Source organism: Streptomyces sp. NPDC001020 (assembly GCF_053599115.1).
The window spans coordinates 38,498-60,549 of the sequence record NZ_JBSFLQ010000012.1; the positions used below are offsets into that span (position 1 = coordinate 38,498).

General features: G+C 67.6%; 22 protein-coding genes and 4 pseudogenes. 11 read left to right on the forward strand and 15 right to left on the reverse strand.

The window, feature by feature from the left end:
• Positions 1 to 43: 43 nt before the first annotated feature.
• Positions 44 to 182 (reverse strand): annotated as a pseudogene (locus ACWDEX_RS13895) (IS30 family transposase); the annotation flags it as partial.
• Positions 183 to 785: 603 nt separating this feature from the next.
• Here ACWDEX_RS13895 and ACWDEX_RS13900 point away from each other — a divergent pair.
• Complete coding sequence (locus tag ACWDEX_RS13900) at positions 786 to 938, forward strand: hypothetical protein (protein WP_450463518.1); 153 nt, start codon at positions 786 to 788, stop codon at positions 936 to 938.
• Between the two features lie 543 nt (positions 939 to 1,481).
• A complete protein-coding gene (locus ACWDEX_RS13905) occupies positions 1,482 to 1,922 on the forward strand; it encodes a hypothetical protein (RefSeq protein ID WP_450463520.1) in 441 nt (146 codons plus the stop codon).
• Between the two features lie 410 nt (positions 1,923 to 2,332).
• Here the strand turns inward: ACWDEX_RS13905 and ACWDEX_RS13910 are convergent, their stop codons facing one another.
• From ACWDEX_RS13910 to ACWDEX_RS13920, 3 genes are all read right to left on the reverse strand, one after another.
• A complete protein-coding gene (locus ACWDEX_RS13910) occupies positions 2,333 to 2,884 on the reverse strand; it encodes a DUF6174 domain-containing protein (protein ID WP_450463522.1) in 552 nt (183 codons plus the stop codon).
• 83 nt (positions 2,885 to 2,967) lie between these two features.
• Positions 2,968 to 3,621 (reverse strand): class I SAM-dependent methyltransferase, encoded by a 654-nt coding sequence (locus tag ACWDEX_RS13915; RefSeq protein WP_450463523.1) that lies wholly within the window; start codon positions 3,619 to 3,621, stop codon positions 2,968 to 2,970.
• A 267-nt stretch (positions 3,622 to 3,888) separates the two neighbouring features.
• Positions 3,889 to 4,464 carry a GNAT family N-acetyltransferase gene (locus tag ACWDEX_RS13920; RefSeq protein ID WP_450463524.1) on the reverse strand — a complete coding sequence of 192 codons (576 nt, stop codon included), beginning with the start codon at positions 4,462 to 4,464 and terminating at the stop codon, positions 3,889 to 3,891.
• Between the two features lie 48 nt (positions 4,465 to 4,512).
• Between ACWDEX_RS13920 and ACWDEX_RS13925 the strand changes: the two genes are divergently transcribed.
• The 4 genes from ACWDEX_RS13925 to ACWDEX_RS13940 all read left to right on the forward strand — a co-directional run bounded on the left by ACWDEX_RS13925 (position 4,513) and on the right by ACWDEX_RS13940 (position 7,235).
• Entirely contained in the window at positions 4,513 to 5,124 is a 612-nt protein-coding gene (locus ACWDEX_RS13925; RefSeq protein ID WP_450463525.1) for a TetR/AcrR family transcriptional regulator, read from the forward strand.
• 263 nt (positions 5,125 to 5,387) lie between these two features.
• Positions 5,388 to 5,741: an MBL fold metallo-hydrolase gene (locus tag ACWDEX_RS13930; RefSeq protein ID WP_450463527.1), complete on the forward strand. Its 354-nt coding sequence runs from the start codon at positions 5,388 to 5,390 to the stop codon at positions 5,739 to 5,741.
• A gap of 98 nt (positions 5,742 to 5,839) precedes the next feature.
• Complete coding sequence (locus ACWDEX_RS13935; RefSeq protein WP_450463528.1) at positions 5,840 to 6,007, forward strand: hypothetical protein; 168 nt, start codon at positions 5,840 to 5,842, stop codon at positions 6,005 to 6,007.
• 316 nt (positions 6,008 to 6,323) lie between these two features.
• A complete protein-coding gene (locus tag ACWDEX_RS13940) occupies positions 6,324 to 7,235 on the forward strand; it encodes an EamA family transporter (protein ID WP_450463529.1) in 912 nt (303 codons plus the stop codon).
• A gap of 615 nt (positions 7,236 to 7,850) precedes the next feature.
• Here the strand turns inward: ACWDEX_RS13940 and ACWDEX_RS13945 are convergent.
• The 7 genes from ACWDEX_RS13945 to ACWDEX_RS13975 form a co-directional block, all read right to left on the reverse strand.
• Entirely contained in the window at positions 7,851 to 8,285 is a 435-nt protein-coding gene (locus ACWDEX_RS13945; protein WP_450463530.1) for a VOC family protein, read from the reverse strand.
• Positions 8,286 to 8,602: 317 nt separating this feature from the next.
• Positions 8,603 to 9,529 (reverse strand): hypothetical protein, encoded by a 927-nt coding sequence (locus ACWDEX_RS13950; protein ID WP_450463531.1) that lies wholly within the window; start codon positions 9,527 to 9,529, stop codon positions 8,603 to 8,605.
• A gap of 397 nt (positions 9,530 to 9,926) precedes the next feature.
• Positions 9,927 to 10,433, reverse strand: coding sequence for a DUF4232 domain-containing protein (locus ACWDEX_RS13955; RefSeq protein WP_450463532.1), 507 nt, complete (start codon positions 10,431 to 10,433; stop codon positions 9,927 to 9,929).
• 311 nt (positions 10,434 to 10,744) lie between these two features.
• On the reverse strand, positions 10,745 to 12,532 hold the full coding sequence (locus ACWDEX_RS13960; protein WP_450463534.1) for an AMP-dependent synthetase/ligase: 1,788 nt from the start codon (positions 12,530 to 12,532) through the stop codon (positions 10,745 to 10,747).
• Positions 12,533 to 12,990: 458 nt separating this feature from the next.
• Positions 12,991 to 13,299, reverse strand: coding sequence for a hypothetical protein (locus ACWDEX_RS13965; RefSeq protein ID WP_450463535.1), 309 nt, complete (start codon positions 13,297 to 13,299; stop codon positions 12,991 to 12,993).
• A gap of 178 nt (positions 13,300 to 13,477) precedes the next feature.
• Positions 13,478 to 13,681, reverse strand: a complete 204-nt coding sequence (locus tag ACWDEX_RS13970; RefSeq protein ID WP_007502648.1) for a cold-shock protein — start codon at positions 13,679 to 13,681, stop codon at positions 13,478 to 13,480.
• A gap of 683 nt (positions 13,682 to 14,364) precedes the next feature.
• The gene (locus ACWDEX_RS13975; protein ID WP_450463536.1) at positions 14,365 to 14,730 is read right to left on the reverse strand and encodes a winged helix-turn-helix transcriptional regulator; all 366 of its coding nucleotides are present in this window, start codon (positions 14,728 to 14,730) and stop codon (positions 14,365 to 14,367) included.
• Positions 14,731 to 14,855: 125 nt separating this feature from the next.
• Here ACWDEX_RS13975 and ACWDEX_RS13980 point away from each other — a divergent pair, with 125 nt between their 5' ends.
• Entirely contained in the window at positions 14,856 to 16,394 is a 1,539-nt protein-coding gene (locus ACWDEX_RS13980) for an MFS transporter (protein ID WP_450463538.1), read from the forward strand.
• A gap of 39 nt (positions 16,395 to 16,433) precedes the next feature.
• Here the strand turns inward: ACWDEX_RS13980 and ACWDEX_RS13985 are convergent.
• A pseudogene (locus ACWDEX_RS13985) lies at positions 16,434 to 16,594 on the reverse strand (transposase); the annotation flags it as partial.
• 296 nt (positions 16,595 to 16,890) lie between these two features.
• Between ACWDEX_RS13985 and ACWDEX_RS13990 the strand changes: the two are divergent.
• Complete coding sequence (locus ACWDEX_RS13990) at positions 16,891 to 17,661, forward strand: MBL fold metallo-hydrolase (protein ID WP_450463539.1); 771 nt, start codon at positions 16,891 to 16,893, stop codon at positions 17,659 to 17,661.
• Between the two features lie 6 nt (positions 17,662 to 17,667).
• Here the strand turns inward: ACWDEX_RS13990 and ACWDEX_RS13995 are convergent.
• Positions 17,668 to 17,805 (reverse strand): annotated as a pseudogene (locus ACWDEX_RS13995) (IS256 family transposase); the annotation flags it as partial.
• A gap of 295 nt (positions 17,806 to 18,100) precedes the next feature.
• Positions 18,101 to 18,676, reverse strand: coding sequence for a class I SAM-dependent methyltransferase (locus tag ACWDEX_RS14000; protein ID WP_450463540.1), 576 nt, complete (start codon positions 18,674 to 18,676; stop codon positions 18,101 to 18,103).
• 248 nt (positions 18,677 to 18,924) lie between these two features.
• Here ACWDEX_RS14000 and ACWDEX_RS14005 point away from each other — a divergent pair, with 248 nt between their 5' ends.
• From ACWDEX_RS14005 to ACWDEX_RS14015, 3 genes and pseudogenes are all read left to right on the forward strand, one after another.
• On the forward strand, positions 18,925 to 20,124 hold the full coding sequence (locus ACWDEX_RS14005; protein ID WP_450463541.1) for a sensor histidine kinase: 1,200 nt from the start codon (positions 18,925 to 18,927) through the stop codon (positions 20,122 to 20,124).
• On the forward strand, positions 20,121 to 20,777 hold the full coding sequence (locus ACWDEX_RS14010; RefSeq protein WP_450463542.1) for a response regulator: 657 nt from the start codon (positions 20,121 to 20,123) through the stop codon (positions 20,775 to 20,777). Before ACWDEX_RS14005 ends, ACWDEX_RS14010 begins: the two co-directional genes overlap by 4 nt.
• A 137-nt stretch (positions 20,778 to 20,914) precedes the next feature.
• A pseudogene (locus tag ACWDEX_RS14015) lies at positions 20,915 to 21,049 on the forward strand (IS5/IS1182 family transposase); the annotation flags it as partial.
• A 194-nt stretch (positions 21,050 to 21,243) separates the two neighbouring features.
• On the opposite strand, the gene ACWDEX_RS14020 reads toward ACWDEX_RS14015, so the two are convergent.
• Positions 21,244 to 22,035: a class I SAM-dependent methyltransferase gene (locus ACWDEX_RS14020; RefSeq protein WP_450463543.1), complete on the reverse strand. Its 792-nt coding sequence runs from the start codon at positions 22,033 to 22,035 to the stop codon at positions 21,244 to 21,246.
• Positions 22,036 to 22,052 lie beyond the last annotated feature (17 nt).

The window sequence follows — 22,052 nt, forward strand, 5'->3', positions numbered from 1 at the left end:
TGAGGTCCAGGTGTCATACCAGTGACTTTGGCGCGTGCGCGACACCGCGCTGCCAGAGGCTGGCGGGGTCGCAGAAGTAGACCGGGATGTCGGTGGCGAGGGTGAAATCGCAGTGCCGGGCCATCTCGCTGCCCTGCCCAGGTCAGCGACCGCTTCGGCTGGGCGGGCAGCGTCTGGACGGTGGTGGTCAGCGCGGCGAGGACGGTCCACGATCCGGGCGATCGATGCGGAGCTGGGCCGTAGCCGTCTACGGTCCCCCAGCTCAAGGGGTGCGATGGACTTCGAGATCCGAGCGGATCGGGCTCCACAGGGGAGGCGACGTCCTCGTCGGCATCGGCTCGGGCCGGGGGCGCCTGGACGACCCCCAGGTCCGTGCCGCCGGTAACGGCGTCATGTCGTTGCCTGCGTCAACCGGTCGCCTGGGATTTCGTCCCGGGATGTGATGGAAATCGGCCACCCCGTGAGCCGGTCGTCCCGGTCGAAACCGCTGCCGGTCCAGCTTGGTTGCGGGGTGGCACCTGCTCGACCGCCGACTCAGCCCTCGCGGGGGCCCGGCGACGGACTCGATGACGATGTCGGTGACCAGGCGGTCCGCGCGCGATCCGCGCAGCGACGACGAGACGGGCGACGACGAGGTCGGGGGAGGGGCAATGCCCGACCGTGCGAGCGCGCGGGGGTTCCCGGGTGTTCAATGACAGTGAGGGCGTTAGTCACCCGGAATTTCGGAATCTGCTGTTTCCTCCGGCAGGAGCCGCAAAACGGCCGTTCCAGAAGAAGGCGACCCCATGAACTTCCTATGCGGAAAGATCCTCTGTGCGGCGGCCGGAGCGGAAGAACTCGCCGATCCGATTCGCGACCTCTTCACGTGGTACGCCATCATGCTCGCGATTCTGTTTGTGGCCCTCGTGGTCATGTTGCTGAAAACCAGGCACCATTGACCTTTGCGATACCCGCAGAAGCTGTCGCTGCTGTGTGTCCGCGCGTGGGTCCTGGTAGATGCAGTGAGCTTTTTCAGGGTGACCACTGATCGAGTGATGGCTGGGCCGAAGCACGCTAGTTGCCACATGGGCAGGCTTACTGTCGATGTGGCCGAGGCTGCATGCGTTGGACTTGACCGGCTGAACACCGATGCCACCGAAGCTGGTTGAGGCGGCCAGGGGTTGTCAGTGACTGGTGACAGGATCACCGACATGGTTTTCGTACGCACTACTCCGCCGCGGCCCGTGGACGTGACCGCAGTCTTTCCCGAGCTGGCGCCGTTGGCACGTCCTGCGATTCGGCTGCACCCTCGTCCCGGGTCGCCTTCGGCCAGGGAGAGCTCGGTCGGGGGGCCGTTGCTGTGGCCGGCGCAGGAGCCATGGCCGCACTGCGAAGCCTCGCACCTGCACGTGGACAGCGGGTTCCGCCAGTCGCCTGCCGACGTGCGGCTCATGAGGCGCAGGCAGGCCCGGTGGCACCGTGATCACGATGGTCGTGGTGGGATGACGCCCGAGGAGGAGGCGATCAAGGAGCGGAACGCCGCGAGGCTCACGGAGCGGCTCGACGCCGACCCTCCGTCCGCGGACTGCCCGGTCCCCATGCTGCCCGTGGCCCAGCTGTATCTGCGCGACATACCCCTGCTGCAGCCGCCCGGACAGGCCGATCTGCTCCAGGTCCTCTGGTGCCCCTACGACCACGATCCGCATCACAAACCGTCGACCGCACTGTTCTGGCGGTCCGCCGCCGAGGTCGTCGACATCCTCGCCACACCGCCCGAACCGTACGAGGTGAACGATGACGGCTATCTGCCGGAGCCGTGCGTGCTGGCACCGGAAGCGATCACCGAGTACCCCAACAGCCTCGAGCTGAGCCCGCAGATGCTGCTGATGGTGGAGGACTGGAGCAGATGGCAGGCGGCCCGCAGTGGGCCTCGGCTTTGGTGACCGCCGCCCATCGCCGGCACGCCGGTGCGGCACGTGGTGGACATCGACGGTCTCGACGCGTCGCCGTCGGTCGCTGTCTCCTTCGACTCCAGGGCGCCCCGGCGGGCCGTGTGCCCCGAGTTGCCGCTGACGAACAACCTGCCCTCCCGACTCCTGGCTGACCTCGCACCCCTGGCTGACCCGCCCGACGCTGCGAAGTACGACGGGACCGCAAGTGCCCGTGCACGATCGCCGGGTGTACGCGAAGCTGCCCACCCGGTGAACACCGGCGCCGAGCCGGGCGAAAGTGCCCCCGCGCTATCCAACGCCCTCAACTTGACCGCCGATTGATCGACTACACCACACCAAGAGTCACGATCAACAGTGGCAGGGGACTACGCGAAGAGTACGGATGTCCGCAGCTCGCGTGATCACGGGAGTTCACGGTACTCAGTGATGAAGTAGTCCGCCTCGTCATCGACGGAATTCTTCTGCCAGTCGATGTGGACCTCAGTGGGGTGCCCGTCTGCGGCAAATGTTGCATGGGCGACATCGGCCTGGCCTGCATGTGCCTCCTGAACCTTGGTAAGGAGACCGCCGAGTGTCGGGACGTCCCGTGGATTCTCCTCGACGGTACGCCGGGCCTGCTCATCGAGGCCGATCATTTTGACGACCTTTCCGTCCTCCACCGTGATCCGGTACTGCCCGAGGCCACTCCGTTCGCCGGACTCGGAGAGAAGCCGGAAGGAGTACCGGTCCGGTTCGGACCATCGAGCCGCCCTTGCCTTGGCACCCCCTCCGGCGCTCGGTGCGGACCCTGCCTCGCAGCTGACCGCAGCGAGGACAAGCCCAGCGGAGGCGATGAGCAGGTACGTGCGGGCTTTCCTCATGAAAGTGCCTTCCAGTAGCTCAGTTGGGCCTTCAACGGTGTCACCACTGATTCGGTTCCCGCCCAGGTCCGGCCTCCTTTCTCGCCGCTGCACCAGCGCAAGTGAAGTACAGGGTCTCCTTGTACGTTCAGCGCCTCAAGGGAGTAATTGTCAATGCCTGTGGATCTGAGCTGCGCTCATGGCGTTGTGGGCTTGCCGGCGAGGATCTGGATCCCGGTTGACTCGTGACCGTTCATGGTGGGCACCGTGATGGTCCGGGTGTCGAGGGTCTGGAACCTGGCGAGCAGGGTGGAGAGCCACTCTCGGGGGTGGTGGCGGCAGACCGCACCGTCGCCGGTTTCGAACGCGCCATAGCTGCCGTAGTGATCAGCATGGCGGCCGTAACGGTTGCGGTTGCGCTCGTCGTCTTGCAGCAGAAGATCGCTGATGTAGAGGATGCCGCCGGGCTTGAGGATGCGGTTCAGCTCGGCGATCAACCGGTGCTGGGCTTCATCGCCGGGGACGCAGGTGAGCACGGCGAACAGCAGAACGGCGTCGAAGCCTGCGTCTGGATAGGGCGAGCCTGGTGGTGCGTCCAGGGCGGCAAACCGCATGGTGGGGTGCAGGTCGCGTGCCCGACTGATCATGCCTGGTGAGGCGTCGACGCCCCTGAGGTTGCCGAAGCCGTGCTGTTCGAGCTCCTTCATGATGCGGCCGTATCCGCATCCGTAGTCGAGGATCGCGGCGTGCCTGCTGATCCCGTCGAGCCAGGGCAGATGGAGCGGGTGGGTGAACGTCTTCGTGGCCGCGGCGGCATCCCAGTAGGGAACCTGGCTGTCGAGGTCGGACATGGCAGATGTCTCCATGGGCGCTTGGCTGAGGCGGGTCATGTTGCCACGGCGGCGGGGCGTTAGACGAGCTGGCCGCGTTCGAAGCGGGCTCTGTTGCGCCGCCCGAACTGCGGTCCCCGGGCAGCCACCACGGATTGACTTTCTCCCCCGCCTCAAGGGCGCGGAATCTCAGCGGTCGCCCGCGGGGCGGAGGCGGCATCCCGGCCGCCACGGGCTTCCCCGCCGCATTCACGTCACGGCCCACCGCGGTGACCGGTGGTCACCGGCCTACGCGGGCAGGGGGGCCGGGGTCACCTGGCGACAGGCGCGCCACTCGGGGGCGAGGATGGCCCAGATCTCCTTGTCGTGACGGATACCGTCATAAGGCCAGTACTCGCGCCGCACGCCCTCGCAAGTCATGCCCAGCCTCCTGGCCACAGCGGAGCTGCGCTCGTTGTCGGCTCTGCAGTGCCACTCGGCACGGTGCACGCCCCGGGAGGTGAACGCCCACTCCAGCAAGGTGTGGCACGCCTGGGTGATCAGGCCGTGGCCCTCGGCGGCCGGCTCCAGCCAGCAACCGATCTCGCACGAACCCGAGGCGGCGTCGAAGTCCACGAACATCACGCCGCCGACCAGCGCGCCGTCGAGCCAGATGCCGTAGATGCGGGCGCCGTCCGCGGCCTGGCGCTCGGCGTAGCGGCGCAACGTGGCCCGCCCACCCTCGAGGTCGTCGGTGACGAACGCCGGCCCGACCCATGGCCGGATGTGCTCGCGGGCCCGGTCCATGTGGGCGGCGAACTCCTCGGCGTGCCATATCTCGAGGGGACGCAGGAAGGCGTCGTCCCGCAGCGGGAGGGAGAACATGATGACCCCATTCACACAACAAGCGTTATGGTTATGTACGGTAGCAGCATGCCACGTACCAAGGGGGACCACGAAGCCCGACGGCGCGACGTCTCCGAGGCGGTCTGGCGAGTGCTGGCCGCGCACGGCTTCGGCGGACTGACCATGCGCGCCGTCGCCGCAGAACTCGGCGCGACCACCGGCCTGCTCACCCACTACTTCCCCGCCAAGCGCGACCTGGTCGCATACGCCCTCGACCTGCTCGAAGCGCGCAGTGCCTCCCGTCCCCGGCGTACCGCTGGCCCAGGCCTGTCGGCCGTGAGAGCGGCATTGCTGGACATCCTGCCGCTGACAGGCGAGGCCACCGTCAGCAACCGGATCTGGGTGTCTTCCTGGGACACCGCGCTCGCCGACCCCGAGCTGAGCGCCGACTATGCCCGCAAGTACGCGCGAAGCCGCGACAAGCTGCGCGACCTGGTCGCCGCAGCCCAGCAGCTGGGTGAACTGCCCCCCGGTGATGCGGCCCGCATCGCATCCGGTGCCCAGTCCTTCGTGCTCGGCCTGGTCGTGCAGGCCCTGTTCGCCCCCGAGACGTTCCCGCCCGACCGCCAGACAGAGCTCCTTGACGACTACCTGGCCGCCTTGACTTCTTGTGGTGACGGTCACGCGACCTCATCCTGATGCCGCAGCCCGTTGTGCCGCCGAGCGTCACCACGAGGTCCTGGTTACCGCGGTCGGCCCGCACGAATCTGGCGTCAATCGCCAAGATGGCCATGGACTCGGCGGGGGCGGCTCGCGGCCCTGTATCTGTGGCGTGGGGTGTTCGTCGTGTCCCGCACCTGCCCGCGACAAGGGCAACGACCTTCGCCACCAAGCCATTTGGAGCTTTCAGCCAGCCGTGAACGCAGGTATCGCTCTGCCGGTTTTTCGGCAGGGTGAAGGCCATGAGGATCACCAAGTTCGGGCATGCATGCGTACGGCTCCAGCAAGACGGCCGGGCGATCGTCATCGACCCTGGTGTGATGACTGTCGAGCCTGACGCGCTGGCGGGGGTCGAGGCCGTCTTCATCACGCATGAACACTTCGATCACTTCGACCCGGAACGCCTGCACGGATGCGAGTCGCCCATCTACACCTGTGCCGGGGTCGCCCGGCGTCTGAGCGGGTTCGGCCAGAACGTGCGGGTGGTCAGTGACGGTGACAGGTTCTCCGTCGCGGGTTTCGAGGTGTCGGTGGCGGGTGACAAGCATCACTTCAGCCACCCGGATGTGCCGCCGGTCGACAACGTCGGATCCTGATCGACGGAGAGGTCTTCCACCCGGGCGACGCACTGACGGTGGTCGACGTGCCGACGCTCTTGCTGCCTGGTCAGGCACCGTGGCTGACGGTGCCTGACATGATCGACTACCTGCGTCGGATGGCACCGCGCCGTGCCTACGCCATTCATGACGGGCTCATCAATGAGTGGGGCCTGATGGTTCTGGACGACGTTCTTGAGATGGAGGCCAAGCGGGCAGGTGCCGACATCCGGCGGCTTCGCCCCGGCGAGAGTGTCGAGCTGTAAGGACGCCACGCCGTACTTCCGGCGACCCGTCTGGCGAAGCCGTTTTTCGTGACCCACACGGCAAGATCGGGACGGCACGATTTACAGTTCCGGTGGCCAAACAGGGTGGGAAGCCCGGGGCGCTGGTTACTGGCGTCTGCCGTTGGTACCGCTGTCCGTGCCAGCTGGACGGGCACGTGAAGTACCTCGGTCCGCTTCCCGACCCGGGCGTTCCTGAGTGGGCCGACTCGAAGTAAACGCGTGCGTAGGCAGGTTCGCGTTGCGGAGTCGTGGAAAATCATGTGACGCACGGCGACCGGCGGTCGAGAATCCACGCATGGTCACCATGAACGTCGACAGGGCTGAACGCCGCCGGCCCCCACGGGATTCCCTGACCGCGGTGGCCGGACGTACCTTCGGTACGATCCCGCCGACCGCATTGGTACTACTGGGCATCGTCAGCGTTCAGGTGGGCTCGGCATTGGCCAAGCACCTGTTCACCGCGGTGGGGAGTTTCGGGACGGTCGCCTTGCGGCTTTCCTTCGCGGCGGTGGCGCTGATGCTGTTGTGGCGGCCATCGTTGCGCATGAAGGGTCGCGCGTGGACGGTAGTGCTCGGCTACGGCGTGATTCTCGGTTTGATGAACCTGTGCTTCTACCTGGCGCTGGCCCGGATCCCGCTGGGGATCGCGGTGACCATCGAGTTCCTCGGGCCGCTCGGGGTGGCTCTGGCCACGTCGAGGCGATGGCTGGACGCTTTCTGGGCCGTGCTCGCGGCAGGCGGTGTGGTGCTGCTCATGGAGGGACGCGGCGACCTCAACCTCGCAGGATTGCTGCTCGCCCTCGCCGCAGGAGCGTGCTGGGGCATGTACATCCTGGTCGGCGCGGCGTTGGGCCGCCATACCACTGAAGGCAATGGCCTGGCTTTGGGAATGGCGGTCGCAGCACTGGTGGTTGTGCCGTTCGGGGTGGCTGACAGCAAAACGGCGCTGCTGCAGCCATGGGTCCTGGTTGCGGGGCTAGGTGTGGCGCTGTTGTCGTCAGTGATCCCGTACTCGCTGGATCTGGAAGCGCTACGCAAGGTTCCACCGCGCGTGTTCGGCATTCTCATGAGTCTCGAACCGGCGATGGCGGCCCTCATCGGTCTTGTCGTGCTCGGGGAGTCACTGCACTGGTTGCAGTGGGTCGCGGTGCTGTGCGTGGTGGCCGCATCGGCGGGCGCCGCACGTGGCGCCCACCCAGAGGCCTGATCGCCGACAAGGTATGGAGCGGTCATCGTGCCGCTTGCACTTCGGCGCGCTGCCGCAGGCTCTTTCGGTCTTGCCGAGCGGGCTGGGGCCGGGGTGCCCGAGGAGCGCGTCACGCGCAGGGCCGTACGGTGGGCCGCGTAGCGCGTGCAGCTCGGTCACGTGTCGCGGCTCGTGAAGCTACCGGCAGTTCGACGCCATGTGATGCCGGTTCATGGGGCGAGGGCGACGAATTGTCCCCAGACCCCGGGGGCGACGCCGACGCCGTGCTGCGGCCGCGTCCTGTCGGGTGCGTAGCGCACGGTCTCCGGGAACGAGGACAGGGCGGGTGGGATAGCTCGGCTCGCTTGCGCGGGTGTCCTTGAGGTAACGGGAGATGTCTTCGATGGCACCGGTGGCCTCGGCGACCATGAACTCGTCGCCCTCGTTGCACACGTGGATCGAGTCGAGCGTTCCCTTCACTTCGCGTCCTGTAGTCGTGCCGGTCAGAATTGCCACGAGTACCTCGAATGTGAGCCCGGGCGCCTGTCCCTTCGCTTCACGGGGTAACTCCCGCCCCATACGGGACCAGCGAGGCCCCGGGGAGGCGGCTCCCCGCCCCCCCCGCTCCGGGAATGCTCAGTCGAGACAGAATTCGTTGCCCTCGATGTCCAGCATCGGGATGCACGACTCGTTTTCCTCATCGGCATACAGCGTTTGCACGTGGGTGGCGCCGAGCGCGACCAGTCGTGCGCACTCGGCTTCGAGCGCGGCGAGGCGCTCGTCCCCCACGAGCCCGGTGCCGACCCGGACGTCGAGATGCACCCGGTTCTTGACGATCTTGCCTTCGGGGATGCGCTGGAAGTACAGGCGCGGGCCCACACCTGAGGGATCACTGCAGGCGAACCATGAATCCTGCTCCTCAGGAGGGAGGGTGCGTTTGAAATCGTCCCAGGTGCCGAACCCCTCCGGTGGCGGCGGTATGACGTATCCCAACACCTCGCACCAGAAACGAGCGAGGCGCTCAGGTTCTGCGCAGTCAAAGGTGACTTGGAACTTCTTGATCGCTGACATCGGTGCACCGTACCAAGGGGACTTGGGACTCTGCCGCTCATTTCCCCCAGGCGGATCCGACCGCCATCCGTCGCGCCCCAGTGGTCCCCGGGACCCAACCATGCCCGCAGCGAGCCCGAAGGTGATGCGCGGACGTCGGGTGACAACTGAGCCGCCCGCGGAGTTGCCGAGGCGCCGAACCGGTCCCGCGCGCCAAACGAAAGCCACCACGACAGGCTGTCCCCGCCGCCCCGGGGATAGCCGCGGGCGTGGTCGCCGTGCGGCAGCGGGGCCGCGCCCGCTGCCGCTGACGGTCCAAGGCGACCGCCTCCGGCCGCCTAGCTGAGCGTCCAGTCGCTGAACTCGACGGTGCCGCGCGCCCCGCTTCCGCCGTTGGTCGCCGTCATGAACAGGCCCACGTCCTGCGCCGCCACGGCGCCGGGCACCGGCACCGTCGCGACGGTCTGCCACGTGGCCCCGCCGTCCGTGGAGCACGCACCGGTGTACGCGCCGCCGGACCGGCTCAGCCGCAGCAGCACCGGTGCCTTGATCCCGGTGATCCGCTTGTACGTGTCCAGCGTGCCGTCGCCGTTCGTGTCGTGCGACAGGACCACCCCGTTCGACGGTGTCACGGCCAGGTTCAGGAAGCCCAACGACCCTGGAACGTCGAGGGAGTTGCGGACGACGATCCCGGACCGCGCCCACGCGCCGGTCACCGCCTGCGTGTCCACCCGCAGCACCACCGATGAACCGTCGCGGAAGGTGCCCTCGCGGTACGCGGTGGCGAACTCCGTCGTGGCCTTCCACAGGTCGGTGCCGCCGCCGTCGATCGCGAACCGGTCCTTCAACTGCCCGAAGACAGCCGCGTTGTTGCTGTATGTTCGCCAGCCCTCGGCCAGTGGGACCGCCTCGAAGAGCGTACCCCGGTGCTGGTAAGTGATCCGCTTCTCGCCCTGCGGCCCGTACTGCACGTCGATCGTGTATGGCAGTGGGCGCAGTGGCTTGTCGAGAGGCACGGCCGGTGTGCTCGCCTGCCAGGAGACCGTGCCCTGGCCGGCCGCCGCCACGCGCGGCAGCATCGTGCCCTGCTCGGGCACCGCGTCGATGCCCTTGAGCGTGAAATCGACACGGCCCGTCGCGCGTAGCCCGTTGATGTTCCGGAAGGTGGCGGCCAGACGCGCGTTCCCGCCCGGCGGCAGTGCGGACGGCTCGGCCGTCACCGTCACGGTGCCCTGGTAGGGGGCCCGAGCGAGGACATCCCGCACCCGCGAGGCCGTCCGGTTGGTGCGGACATGTGTGTGACCCCCATGCGTCGCGGATGGTGCGGCGCACGGTATCCGGGGTGCTTGCTTCCGCTCAACGGGGCGTACCTGTCCGCCGGGCACACGCGGCACCGCCGGAGGCGGTCCCCGCGCCGCCATCAAGGGGGCCTGTCCGCCGCCGCGGCCTCAACGCCGGTGATGGCAACGGGTTGTGAGGCGGCGTCGACGACCCCGTCCGGGTGTCCTCCCCGACCAGGTCGTCCACCTCTTGCTCGCCCCGCCACCCTCAGGATCGCTTCCGGCCCGCTGCTCTCGAAGACCCGATATGTGCGCAGGAAAGCCCCGGTACGCCCCGCCATAGTGACACTGGCGTGGGATGCACCGGGGTGTGGGAAGGAGGTCAGGCGCCGCGCTGGAGGGGGCCGACGAGGGTGCCGGCGGCCACCTTGAGCTTGCCCTGGGCCACGGACGTGCCGGGAATCTCCCCGTCCGGGGCCTGAAGCGTGAACGATGCCTCGTCCGCTGCCGTGCTGCGGCCGCTACTGGGAACCTGGATGTCGAAGTGTGCCGGGTGACCCGGGCCGAAGGTCACCGCGGATGTCTGGTTGCCATAACGGCCGGCGGTGACTTTGATCGTCGAGCCGTGGTTCGTGAACTGCACGTTGGTGGGCGAGCCGGCCAGCGTGCACGGCTGATATCCGCGTGGTGCGGTCAGCGTCACGCGGTAGTGGCGGTGTCCTGAACTGGCGGGCGCGTCGGTGATCTTCGCGGTGTGGTTGGCCGGCCGGCAGGCCGAAGGGGCGAGGCTGTCAGCCGTTGCGGGCGACGCCTGCGCGACGTGTGTACCAGCAGCAACGGTGAGCGCAGCAGCGGCGACGGCGACGGCGATTTTCGGGTTCTTTCGCATCCTGAACGTCCTTGCCTTGCTTAATGGTCTGGCGGGTGTTCTCCGTCAGAACCACGGTCAACACGATCCTTGCCCCTCAGCGCCCGCGGGCAATGTCTCAGAATCGACACGCCCGAGCAGCCCGGCACTCCCTGGGCATCTGCCTGTACGTGGTATTTGGTGTCGGCACTCCGACCATGCCCCCGCATGGTGGCTGCTCGCCGTCGCCCTCGCGCCCATACCGGCCGCAGCGGTCCTCACCGCCATCCCCGCACGCTCGATGGCAAAACCCACGTCTCACGCTCGTACGGGCCCTCGGAGGGAGTGGGGCGTCACGACTGGTACAGCACGTCGATGTCCGCCGCGAAGTCCCGTAGCACCCGACTGCGCCGGACCTTCAGGGTCGGGGTGAGATAGCCGTTGGCCTCGTTGAGGTCGCCGGACAAGACCCTGAACCTGCGCATCCGCTCGGCCGGGCTGACGGTTGCGTTGGCCTCGTCCACCGCCGCCTGCAGCCGGGCGAGCAGGTCGGGGTCGTCGCGAAGCTGGGCGGGGGTAGCGTCTGCCGACTTGCCGGCGCTCTTCCTCCAGGCCGCCAGCTCTTCCTCATCGAGGGTGATCAGGCCGGCAATGAACGGGCGCTGATCGCCGACGGCCACCACCTGGCTGATCAGAGGATGGGTGCGCAGACGGTCCTCCAGCTCCGCTGGGAGGACGTTCTTCCCTCCGGCGGTGACGATGATCTCCTTCTTGCGGCCCGAGATGGTCAGGAATCCGTCGTCGTCCAGGGCGCCGACATCTCCGGTGTGCAGCCAGCCATCAGCGCTCAGCGTCTCTCTCGTAACGGGTTCGTTGCGCCAGTACCCGGGGAACACCACCGGGCCACGGAGCAGGATCTCACCGTCGTCGGCGATCCGCACCGTGACACCGGGCAACGGCTGCCCGACCGTACCGATCTTGACCGCGGAGGGCAGGTTGACGGTGGCGGCGGCACTGGTCTCGGTCAGCCCGTAGCCCTCGAGCACGGTCACGCCGACGCCTCGGTAGAAGTGGCTGAGCCGGGCGTCGAGCGGGGCCCCGCCGATGATGGTGTAGGCGACCCGCCCACCAAGAGCCGCCCGCAGCTCGCGGTAGACGAGCCGGTCGAACGAGCGATGGGCCAGGGTGAGCCACAGGCCGGGGCCCCCTTGCTCCAGTGCCTGGCTGTACCGGACGGCGACCTGTTCGGCCCGCTTGAAGACGCCGCCGCGGCGCTGCGCCTGCGCGCGCTGCTGGGCGCGGCTGTAGACCTTTTCGAGCATCCTGGGCACCGACAGGAGGAACGTCGGCCGCAAGGCGGCCAGGTGGTCGGGCAGGCGAGCGAGGTCGGGGGTGTGGGCCAGGCGGATGCCGTGCTCGACGCAGGCCACCTGAATCACCCGGGCGAACACGTGCGCCAACGGCAGGAACAGCACCGTCGAGGCGTCGTGGCCGAAGATCTCCCGCAGCGCCGCGATCGCTGCACGGGCTTCATAGAGAAGGTTGCCGTGGGTGAGCACGCACCCCTTGGGCCGACCGGTGGTGCCGGAGGTGTAGATGATGGTGGCGGTGTCGTCCGCGCGGACCGCGTCGCGACGCTCGTCGATCTGGGCGGCGGGTACTCCGGCGCCCTCCTGCCGCAACCGGGAGAGGTCACCGGCGTCGATCTGCCACACCCGCTCCAGCCCGGGAAGGTCCTCGTGGACCTCCTCCAGGCGGTGGCGGTGTTCAGACGTCTCGACCACCGTCGCGACGGCCTCGGAGTCCTCCAGTACCCACCGGATCTGCTCGGGCGAGGAGGTGTCGTAGATCGGCACCGGCACCGCACCGATCGTCCAGAGGGCATAGTCGGTAAGAGTCCATTCGTAGCGCGTCGCGACCAGTAGGGCGACCCGGTCGCCGGCCTGGATTCCGGCGGCGAGGAAGCCTGCCGCGAGGGCGCGCACCTCGGTTGCGAACTGCGCCGCGGTCACGGGCTCCCAGCCACTTCCCGTTGGCCGCTCGAACAGGACAGACTCGGGGCGGTCGCCTCGGAACACCGCGTTGGCCAGCTGATCCTGCAGCGGAATCCGGATCGTGGGCGGGCTCTCGTACTCGCGCATACCCGCAGTGTCGAGGTATGTCGAAACAGGTGCCATTCGTTACGACCGAATGAGCACGGCCCGGACTTCGTGCCCCTTCCATCGGCCGCCCCGGCACCGTGATGTGCGGCGCGGTGTGCACCTTCACGTGCGCAGGGCGGTGCGCCTCTGGGCGAACACCGGCATGCGTTCATGGGGCGCGCCGGGTGAATTACCGGATTGCGTGAATACGCCGATACGGCATGGTGCAGTCCTTCTTCAAGGACTGCCGGATGGAACCCGTGCCTCACGTTTCGAGGCTGCGCCCGAGGGGTCGAAGCTCGACGGACGCGCGAGGGAGGAGAGTTGGGTGCGGGTTCGGGATCTCGCCGACACCAGCCCGGTATGGGCTACGGCCAGGGAGAGCAGTGCGAGTGTCGGCGGCGAGGTGTTCTGCACCTCGGCCCCTGGCAGATCAACGCCCAGGCGGATCACGGCCGTCACCCCTGGGAGGCGGACTCCCGGATCAACGGCTCGAACTCCCGTCGCACGTAGGCGTCGACCGGCTCCGTCAGCACGCCGTCGATCACCCTCCGCACACGGTGCTCCGCCGCGAACTCCTTGAGCGCCGCGCGGGAGTCCGGCCCCACACCCCCGCCAACGATCACCACCCCGAACTCCTCGGTCTCCAACAGCTTCCGCGCCTCGTCGTCGGTACTCACTCCCTCCGCGTCAAAGCCGTCCGCACGCAACGTGGCCAGCACCTCCGCCACCCTGGCGGGCGCCCTTCCCAGCACCAGCGTTTTCATGGCCATTCCTCTCCGGGACGTCGCATCCGACGTCCAGCGTGAACACGGACCAAGGCCGCAGTCGGCAAGGCCCGCACTGCACGCCTGGAACTTTTTTGGGGCCGTGTTCGACAACAACACAAACCGGGGCCCGCACCATGACGGTGCGGGCCCCGGTGAGCAGATACGCGTCCGGCGATCAGGCGGGGACGATGTTCTCCGCCTGCGGGCCCTTCTGGCCCTGCGTGACGTCGAAGGAGACCCGCTGGCCCTCCTGGAGCTCACGGAAGCCCTGCGTCGCAATGTTCGAGTAGTGGGCGAAGACGTCCGGACCGCCGCCGTCCTGCTCGATGAATCCGAAACCCTTTTCGGAGTTGAACCACTTCACGGTTCCCTGTGCCACGATCTTCTCCTTCTGTAGGCAGAGGCCCCATCCGGAGATGCCGGAAAACGAATAATGCGCCTGCAGGAGAAACATTCCCGTCAGGCGCACATAGGTTCATGGGTACCACAACTGCAACGCCTAGACCGTAGCACAGCTCGGCGACCCGGTGTGGACCACAGGCAATGAGCAACTGGAAGACTGTGGCGCCGGGTCGGTGCGCCTCTCCGAAACTGGCAGGCTCCGCCGGGGGCGGGTCCCTGCGACGGTGTGGTTCGGCCCAGCAGAGGGGGAGTATGGGGCTGACCTACGGCTATGACATCTACCTGCGTCCCCGGAACGTCGCCAGGGCACTGCCCAAAATGGGAGGACGGCAGACCCCTCGACGCTGACCCCCCGCCTGACCGTAGTCATGCCCCCGGCTCCTGTGTGCTGTTCGTCGGTGCCCTCTGGCACGGCGGCAGCGTCAATCGCAGCTCAGCCCCACTCCTGGCCGCCACCGCCCCATGTTGTCAGCCCTGGCTACGAAGGCGGGATGCATTCACGCTCTTCACCAGCATGGATGTCATCCGTAAGGTCTCGGAGGATCTCCGTCGAATGCTCGGCTACAGCATCTATCCGCCTTTCGTCGGCATGCACCCCAAACGACTCCTGCGCCGCCGCTGACGGCGGTCCGACCGGTTCCCCCACCATGCCTTCCACGGTCACGCGCGTCGGCGAGGGCTGGATGTGCCCTCGCGGCGCACTGTCTCGCGGTACCAGCGGCCCCACTTGTCCAACTCCTCCGTGATGGACTCCAGGCTGTGCCCGACGTCAGTGAGCGCGTATTCGACCCGTGGCGGCACCTCGCGGTACACGGTCCGCGTCACCAGGCCGTCGGCTTCCAGTTCCCGTAGCTGGCGAGTCAGCATGCGCTGGGTGATGCCCGGCAGCGCCCGCCTGAGTTCACCGAAGCGATGAGTGCCCACGACCAGCTGCTTGAGAATGGCCAGTTTCCAACGACCCCCGAGCATCTCCATGGCGAACTCGATCGCGCAGTGATCCGGGGCTTCTTCGACGTTGGAACGCACGACTGACCTCCATTGGTATACAGCGTGGCACTAAGGGACACCAAAGACCGTACTTGTGACCCAGGTTGATACGTCTTGAAACTGAGACCATGTCAAGTGGAGAGGCACCCGTACCGGTGCGAGCAATGAAAGAGACGGAGCATACGGAGCCTTCGGCCGCCCCACCCAGTCAGCGGTGGCTGGTACTGGCCGTGGTCTCGGGCAGCCTGCTGTTGTGCGGTATCGACCTCACCGTGCTGCACGTCGCTGTACCCAGCATGAGCCGGGAGCTCGAGCCCTCTCCCGCCGGGCTGCTGTGGATCGTCGACGTCTACTCGCTCACGCTCGCGGCCCTGCTCGTGACCTGCGGCACGCTCGGTGACAGGATCGGGCGGCGCCGCATGGTGCTCAGCGGCTTTGTCACCTTCGGCTTCGCTTCGGCGGCGGCCGCCTATTCGACGTCGACGGCGCAACTCATCGCCGCGCGCGCCGCGCTCGGAGTGGGCGCGGCAATGTTCATGGCATCCACGGTGGCGATCATCAGGGTCGTCTTCACCGACGAACGCGAACGGGCTGTCGCCATCGGCATCTGGACAGCCGCCCACAGCGTCGGCGCCACGATCGGTCCGCTGGTCGGCGGTCTGGTCACCGTGAAGTGGGGCTGGGGCGCGGTCTTCCTGATCAACGTGCCCGTCATCGCCGTCATCCTGGCCGTCGGCGCCCGGGTCATCCCCGAGTCCCGGAACCCCGCTCCTCGACGTTGGGACCTGGCCAGTGTGGCGCTGTCCCTCACCGGCCTTGCCGGCGTGGTCTACGCGCTCAAGCAGGCAGGCGAGCACGCCGGAGCAAACGGCATCGTCATCACCACGGCCGTCGCCGGCAGCGTCCTTCTCTACCTCTTCGTGCGCCGTCAGCGACGCATCACCGAGCCGCTGCTGGACTTCTCCCTCTTCCGTGAACGCCGCTTCACCACCGCCACCCTTTGCGTCATCGGCTGCTTCGGCTCTTACGTCGCCCTACTGTTCTTCCTCACTCAGTGGCTGCAGCAGGTGGGCGAGTACTCGCCGCTGCGCGCCGGACTCGCGCTGATGCCACTGGCCGGTGCCAACGCCGTCGGCGCGGTCACCGCGCCCTGGGCCGCAAGCCGATGGGGTAACCGGTGGGCGCTCACCGGGGCGCTCGCCCTCTTCGCCACCGCCCTCGCCGCCATGGCCGTCGTCAGCGACACCGCCCATTACGGATTACTACTCGTGCCGTTGCTGGGCGCGGGATACGGGGCCGGCATCGTGATGACCCTGGGAGCCGATTCCATCATGAGCGCCGCACAGCCGGAACGCTCCGGGGAGGCGGCCGCCATCCAGGAGACGTCGTTCGAACTCGGCGCAGGGCTCGGCGTTGCCGTCCTCGGCACCGTCCTGACGGCCGTGTACCGAACCGGCCTGCCCCAGGTACCGGGGCTCGGCCCGGACGGGCGGGCGACGGCCGAAGAATCGTTCGCGAACGCCGAGGACCTCATGGCCGACCTTCCGTCCGACACCGCCCAGGCACTGCTGCGCGCGGCACAACGGGCCTACGACCACGGTATTACCGTCGTGCTGACATTCGCCGCCGTAGGCCTGGTCGTCACCGCCGCAATGGCGGCCGTCCTGCTGCGCCCGCCGCGTAACCGAGGGCTTTCGCGATGACGGGGCTGAGGCTTGGAGGACGTTGGTAGACCGCGAAAGTCCTGCCGCGCTGGTGCCTGCCTGCTTGGTGGCCGGTACGAGACCGGCGTGGGAGGCGAGGCGGGCGGCGGTGGGGAGTTGGTGCCGTCGCCGACCGTGACCAACAGAACGGCTGCAGTCCTGACGCTGACGCCGGGCAGCGACGTCAGGACCTGGGAGAGAGACACCCGATGCAGTCGATCTGCCAAGGTCTTCAGTCTGGGTGGGGTGTCGGCCGGGCGTGGCAGCATCCGCCGTATGACGACTACAGGTGTGAGCCGCGGCCTGGAAACGCTCCGGTACGGAGACTTTCCCATCTACTCTTTTTGATCTTGGCCAGTGCTCCGGCGTTTACGCCAGGGTGAAGGCCATCTCGGAATGGTTCTGACGTGCATGTGGGCACGGTCGGCACTGTTCACCTCAGCCCACGGGGGAGAAATCGTCAAGGCTTGTGGATCATGTGTTCTAGCATCTTGGAATGAGCGACGAACTTCTTCATCTCACGGTCCTGGGCTGCGCGACGCCCTACCCGAGCGTGGACAATCCGTGCTCCGGCTATCTGGTGTCGAGCGGGGACACCCGTATCTGGGTGGACGCGGGCAGCGGGACGCTCGGCCCGCTCCAGCGTCATGTGCGGCTGGACGAACTTGATGCGATTTGGATCTCGCATCTGCACGCCGATCACAGCGCGGACCTGCTCACCGCCTACTACGGAGCCCTGTACGCGGACATTCACCTCGCAGCGCCGATCCCTCTCTACGGTCCGCCTGGAATCGCCGACCGGCTGGCCAATTTTCTCACCAACACTCCGGCTCGCAGCCCGATCGAATCCGCCTTCACGGTAACCGAGTTGCACGACGGGCATCAGGCGGCCGTTGGCTCGCTCCGGCTGACCAGCCGGGCGGTGTCGCACGGGATTCCGGCCTTCGCCGTACGCATTGAGGCGGCGGGCAAGTCGCTGGTGTACTCCGGAGACACGGCACCGTGCCCGAGCCTCACGGAGCTGGCCGAGGGATGCGACGCGCTGTTGTGCGAAGCCGAGAGCGCACAGGCACCAGTCGAGGGCGAACAGGTGCACCACACGCCCGAGGACACCGGCGACACAGCCAGCACGGCCGGGGCGGGCCGACTGATCGTCACGCACGTCGGCCGCTTCCTCACGCCGCAGCAAGCGGTGGCCCGTGCCTCGGCGCGGTTCGACGGTCCCGTTGACTACGCTGCTCCCGATGCCACCTTCTTGATCGGCTAGGCCGCGGCTGACCTTCTTGACCGCCTTGGGGAACTTCGCGCCGTATAGCTGGGCGAACATTCTGACCGCCGCCTCGGCGGGGCCGCGGTCTTCGGCGTTGTAGATGTCCTGGATTGCCTTCTTCGCGCCGGATTGAGCATATTTCAGCGCTTGGGCTCGTCTGTGGTCAAGCTGCTCCTAGTCACAGTGTGTTGACGCTCGCAGAGAACGCTTTTGGTGTCCCTGTGACAGGTCCCGGAGAGGTCGATGACGAACGCTGGAGCGGCCGACTCCGCCCGCTGCCGGCGTGACTGCCTCAAGCTGGTGTCGGTGGTCCTCAGACACGAGGCCGCTCTGATCGTGGCTCTACAGCAGGAGTTGGCAACGAAATGGCATCCGGTAATCGCCCTTGAGAGTCACCCTGTAACGCGGATGCTCGCAGTGAGAAGCGGATGAGGCGTCACCGAGGGGCGCGAAGGTGCCACACGCGTGCCGGTGGCACATTGCCCCAGACGGTGCGGCAGCTGGTGTCATGGTTCCGTTGGAAGGTGTCGAGGACATGGGTGACGCCGTTGTGTCGAGCCAGGCTCTGGGAGGTGCCCACCAACGCGCGGAGGCGGGTGGTGCCGCGGTAGCCGAAGTACGTCAGGTGTCCACCAGGCTTGAGCGCGGACAGGTAGCGCGCGAGCAGACCGGAAACCTCGGCGGGATCGAAGTTGGCGAACGGCAACCCAGAGACGATCACGTCGTAGCGCGCCTTGGGATGGAGTTCCTCAACTGGCGCGGCGAACAACGATACGCGTTCCCCGTGGACCGCCAGCCGCGGGTCGGTCCGCAGGTCTGCCGCGAGCAGACGGGCGAAGCGGGGGTTGGCCTCGACCAAAGTGAGAGTGTCCTCGGGGCCGAGCAGCTCCGCCAGTACCCGGGAGACCGCGCCGGTTCCGGCACCTACCTCCAGCACGGTTCGCGGCTGCCCGGTGCGGTGGGTCAACGGCGCGGCGAGCGCCTCGGCGAGGTGACGGCTGCTGGGGGTCACGGCCCCGGTCGTACGGAACGTCCGGAGTGTTTCGGTGAGGAACAGTCGGCGGTCGGCGAGACGTCGGGTTGCCGAAGCTCGCCGGAGGGGTGAGGTGCGGGTCGGGGAGAGAACCATGTGCTGGACGCTAAGCAGCGCCCAGCGCCATGGAATCGGCCGATGTGCGGCGGCGGCACCCGACGAAAGTCGGGGGTGGCGATGTCCGTTCGTCGGAGGTGCAGGGGCAGTGCCGTCCCTAGTATGGCAAGGTGATACGCGGAGCAGAACGCGAGGTGTCGCTGTGGGTTGAGTTGCCATTGGCGGTGGTGCTCGCCCTGCTGGCCACGCTGGAGGGCTATCGGGCGGCCGGTGACACCCTGGCAGACCCGGCGCCGTGGGTTGCGGCAGCCGCGTCGGCCGGGGCGCTCGGCCGCCACCGGTTCCCGCGGGCGGTGGCGGGCCTGGCGTTGGCCGCGGTCGTACTGGGCTCGGTGTTCCCGTTGTTGGTGACCCTCTATCACTTCGCCTCGCGGGGCCGGTTGCGGGCGGTGTGGGTGTGTCTGGGAATCGCATCGTGCGCCGGGCTTCCCTGGCTGGCTCTCGCCTTCGCGCTGGGACGCCCGCTCTCGTGGGGACGGCTGAGCACCTGGACCGGCTCGGGAGTCGGTAATGCCGTACTGGTGGCCCTGGCCCTGGCTCTTGGTATGTGGGCGGGCAGTCGGCGCAAACTGCTGGGCGCGTTACGGGACCAGGTGGAACAGCTGCAGGTGGAGCGCGAACTACGCGCTGAGCAGGCACGGTTGGCCGAGCGGGCACGGATCGCCCGTGAGATGCACGACGTGCTCGCACACCGGCTGAGTCTGCTGGCACTGCACGCGGGAGTTCTTCAGTTGCGCGAGGTGGGGATGTCACAGGCCGGCGTGGAGCGATTGGCTCTGTTGCGCGGCACGGCCGGGCAGGCGCTGGACGATCTGCGCGAGGTGCTGGGTGCCCTGAGGTCCGACCGGCCCCACGGGGCCGAGTCCAAGCCATCGGTCCCGGCGCCTGCCCTGCTGGACCTGGAAGAACTGCTTGCTGAGGCCAGGACCGCTGGCCAGGTGATCGAGTCAGTGGTGTCCGGTGATGTGGAGAGCACGTCCACCAGTCACCGGCTGGCGGTCCACCGCCTCGTACAGGAGGCCCTGACCAATGCCCGCAGGCATGCCCATGATGCATCTGTCGCGGTCAGCGTGCACTACGGTCCACCTGTCACCACGGTGGAAGTTGTCAACGGACCCGCCGGACCCATCGGGCAGCCGGCGGTTGCCGATGGTTCCGCGACGCCTGGCGGCTACGGTCTGATCGGTCTGGCAGAGCGGGTCGCGGCGCTCGGCGGTCATCTGCATACCGGTGCCTCCGGTGCCGGTTGGCGGCTCTCCGCCCGGCTGCCCGCGCGGCCCCCCGTGCCCCCGCCGGGGTCCGTCTCGTGATCAAGGTTCTGGTGGTCGACGACGATGCCCTGGTCCGGCTCGGTCTTGTCGACCTGCTGTCCACCGACCCGGGACTGACCGTCCTCGCCGAGGCGTCGGACGGCCTGGCCGCGGTCGAACAGGCGAGCCTGCACCGGGTCGACGTCGCCCTGGTCGACGTGCGGATGCCCCGCATGGACGGCATCACCGCGACCCGCCGACTGCGCGCGCTCCCGGATCCACCGCGAGTGATCATCCTGACCACCTTCGACCTGGATGAGTACGTGTACGACGCGCTCGCCGCCGGCGCCGACGGCTTCCTCCTCAAGGACGCCGAACCGCGCGAGATCATCCGTGCGGTCCATGTGGTGGCAGACGGCCATGGCATGCTGCACCCGGCCGCCGCCCGTCACCTGATCAACCACTTCCACCGCGCCGCCCGCCCCGACATGCTGGACGCACGTGCCCGCATCGGGAGACTGACGCCCCGTGAGACGGAGGTCCTCGCGCGGCTCGCGCAAGGTGAATCCAACGCGGAGATCGCGGCGGCGCTGGGAATGCGGGAGAGCACCGTCAAGGCACACGTCAGCCGGATCCTCAACGCTCTGGGCTGCGGCAACCGCGTCCAGGCCGCCCTGCTGGCCCGCGACGCGGGGCTCGGCGGCCACGGATGACCGGTCCATCGAAGGGAGGCCGCCCGGGCCGTCCCCCGAGGCCGGCACTGCGACCGGCCGCCGCCCAGGACGTGGTCGCTTGCAGTGGCCTGCTATGACTTCGGCTACGACCGCACCTCGTCGGCGCCCCTGGGATAGCAGGCGTGTCGTGCTGGGGGGACAAGGCATACCGCGGTGCGGGGGGCACGGTCCGAACTCTCTACTGGGGCAGGATGGAGAGGCCATCCGCAGGCCAGCAGGCGGTCAAACGATCCCACGCAAAGATCTGCGCCCCGTAGACCTCAGGTTCCCCAGCATCTGACCCCGCGCGCTGACCCGTCAGGGATCACGGGTCAGCGAAGTTAGTGGGGGTCGGCGCAGCGCTCCACTTGGCCAGTCGGAGATCGGCCACATCGAATAAATCGGTGGCCAATCTTCGAATGGCATTTGGTTGTTCACGGCCGTCTCGGCCGGCGCCGCGGCTGGGTCAGCCTGGCTTGACCGCCAGCGTCGCAAAATAGTTCGACATGTATTGGGCGGATGCGTCGGATTGGTGCGGTGCTTCTGCGAAGCCGGTGAGGACGAACCCCGCGGCGAGTTGCCCGCCGATCTGGTCGGTGAGGGTGTGACTATATTCAAGAGGGGCATCCGCGCCGAACTTCGTGGCGCGTTCCTCGGCGGAGTACTGCGTGACATCGCTGTAGGGCAGCTTGTGCACGACGACCAGCTCGCCGCGCTCGTCGAGGGCCTCGTGGTCGAACAAGTACATATCAGGATTGAGGAAGCCCGCGAGCAGAGTTCCGCCCGGTCGCAGGACACGGAAGCACTCACGCCACACCGGTGCCAAGCCGGGTACAAACAGGTTCGAGACCGGGTGGAACACAACGTCGAATGCTGCGTTGCCGAAGGCGCTGAGGTCGCGCATGTCACCCAGGACGGTGCGCAGCTCGAGTCCGTCGCGCGCCGCCACCATCTGGTCCTGGCCGAGCTGGCGGGGCGAGTTGTCGAACACGGTGACCCGCGCTCCTGCGGCGGCGAGGATCGGACCCTGCTGGCCACCGCCGGAGGCCAGGCACAACACGTCCTTGCCGGTCAGGTCCGTCGGCAGCCAGGAGCGGTCGACTGGCTCACGCCCGATGAGAACAATCGACCAGTCGCCCATGCGGGCGCGCTCGACATCCTCAGAACTCACCGGCCTCGTCCACTCGTTGCCCTCCTGGACATATTTGTCCCAGGCTGCCCGATTATGGGTACCGGGGTCGACGACAATGTCCTGCACGTTTAACTCCCTGCTAC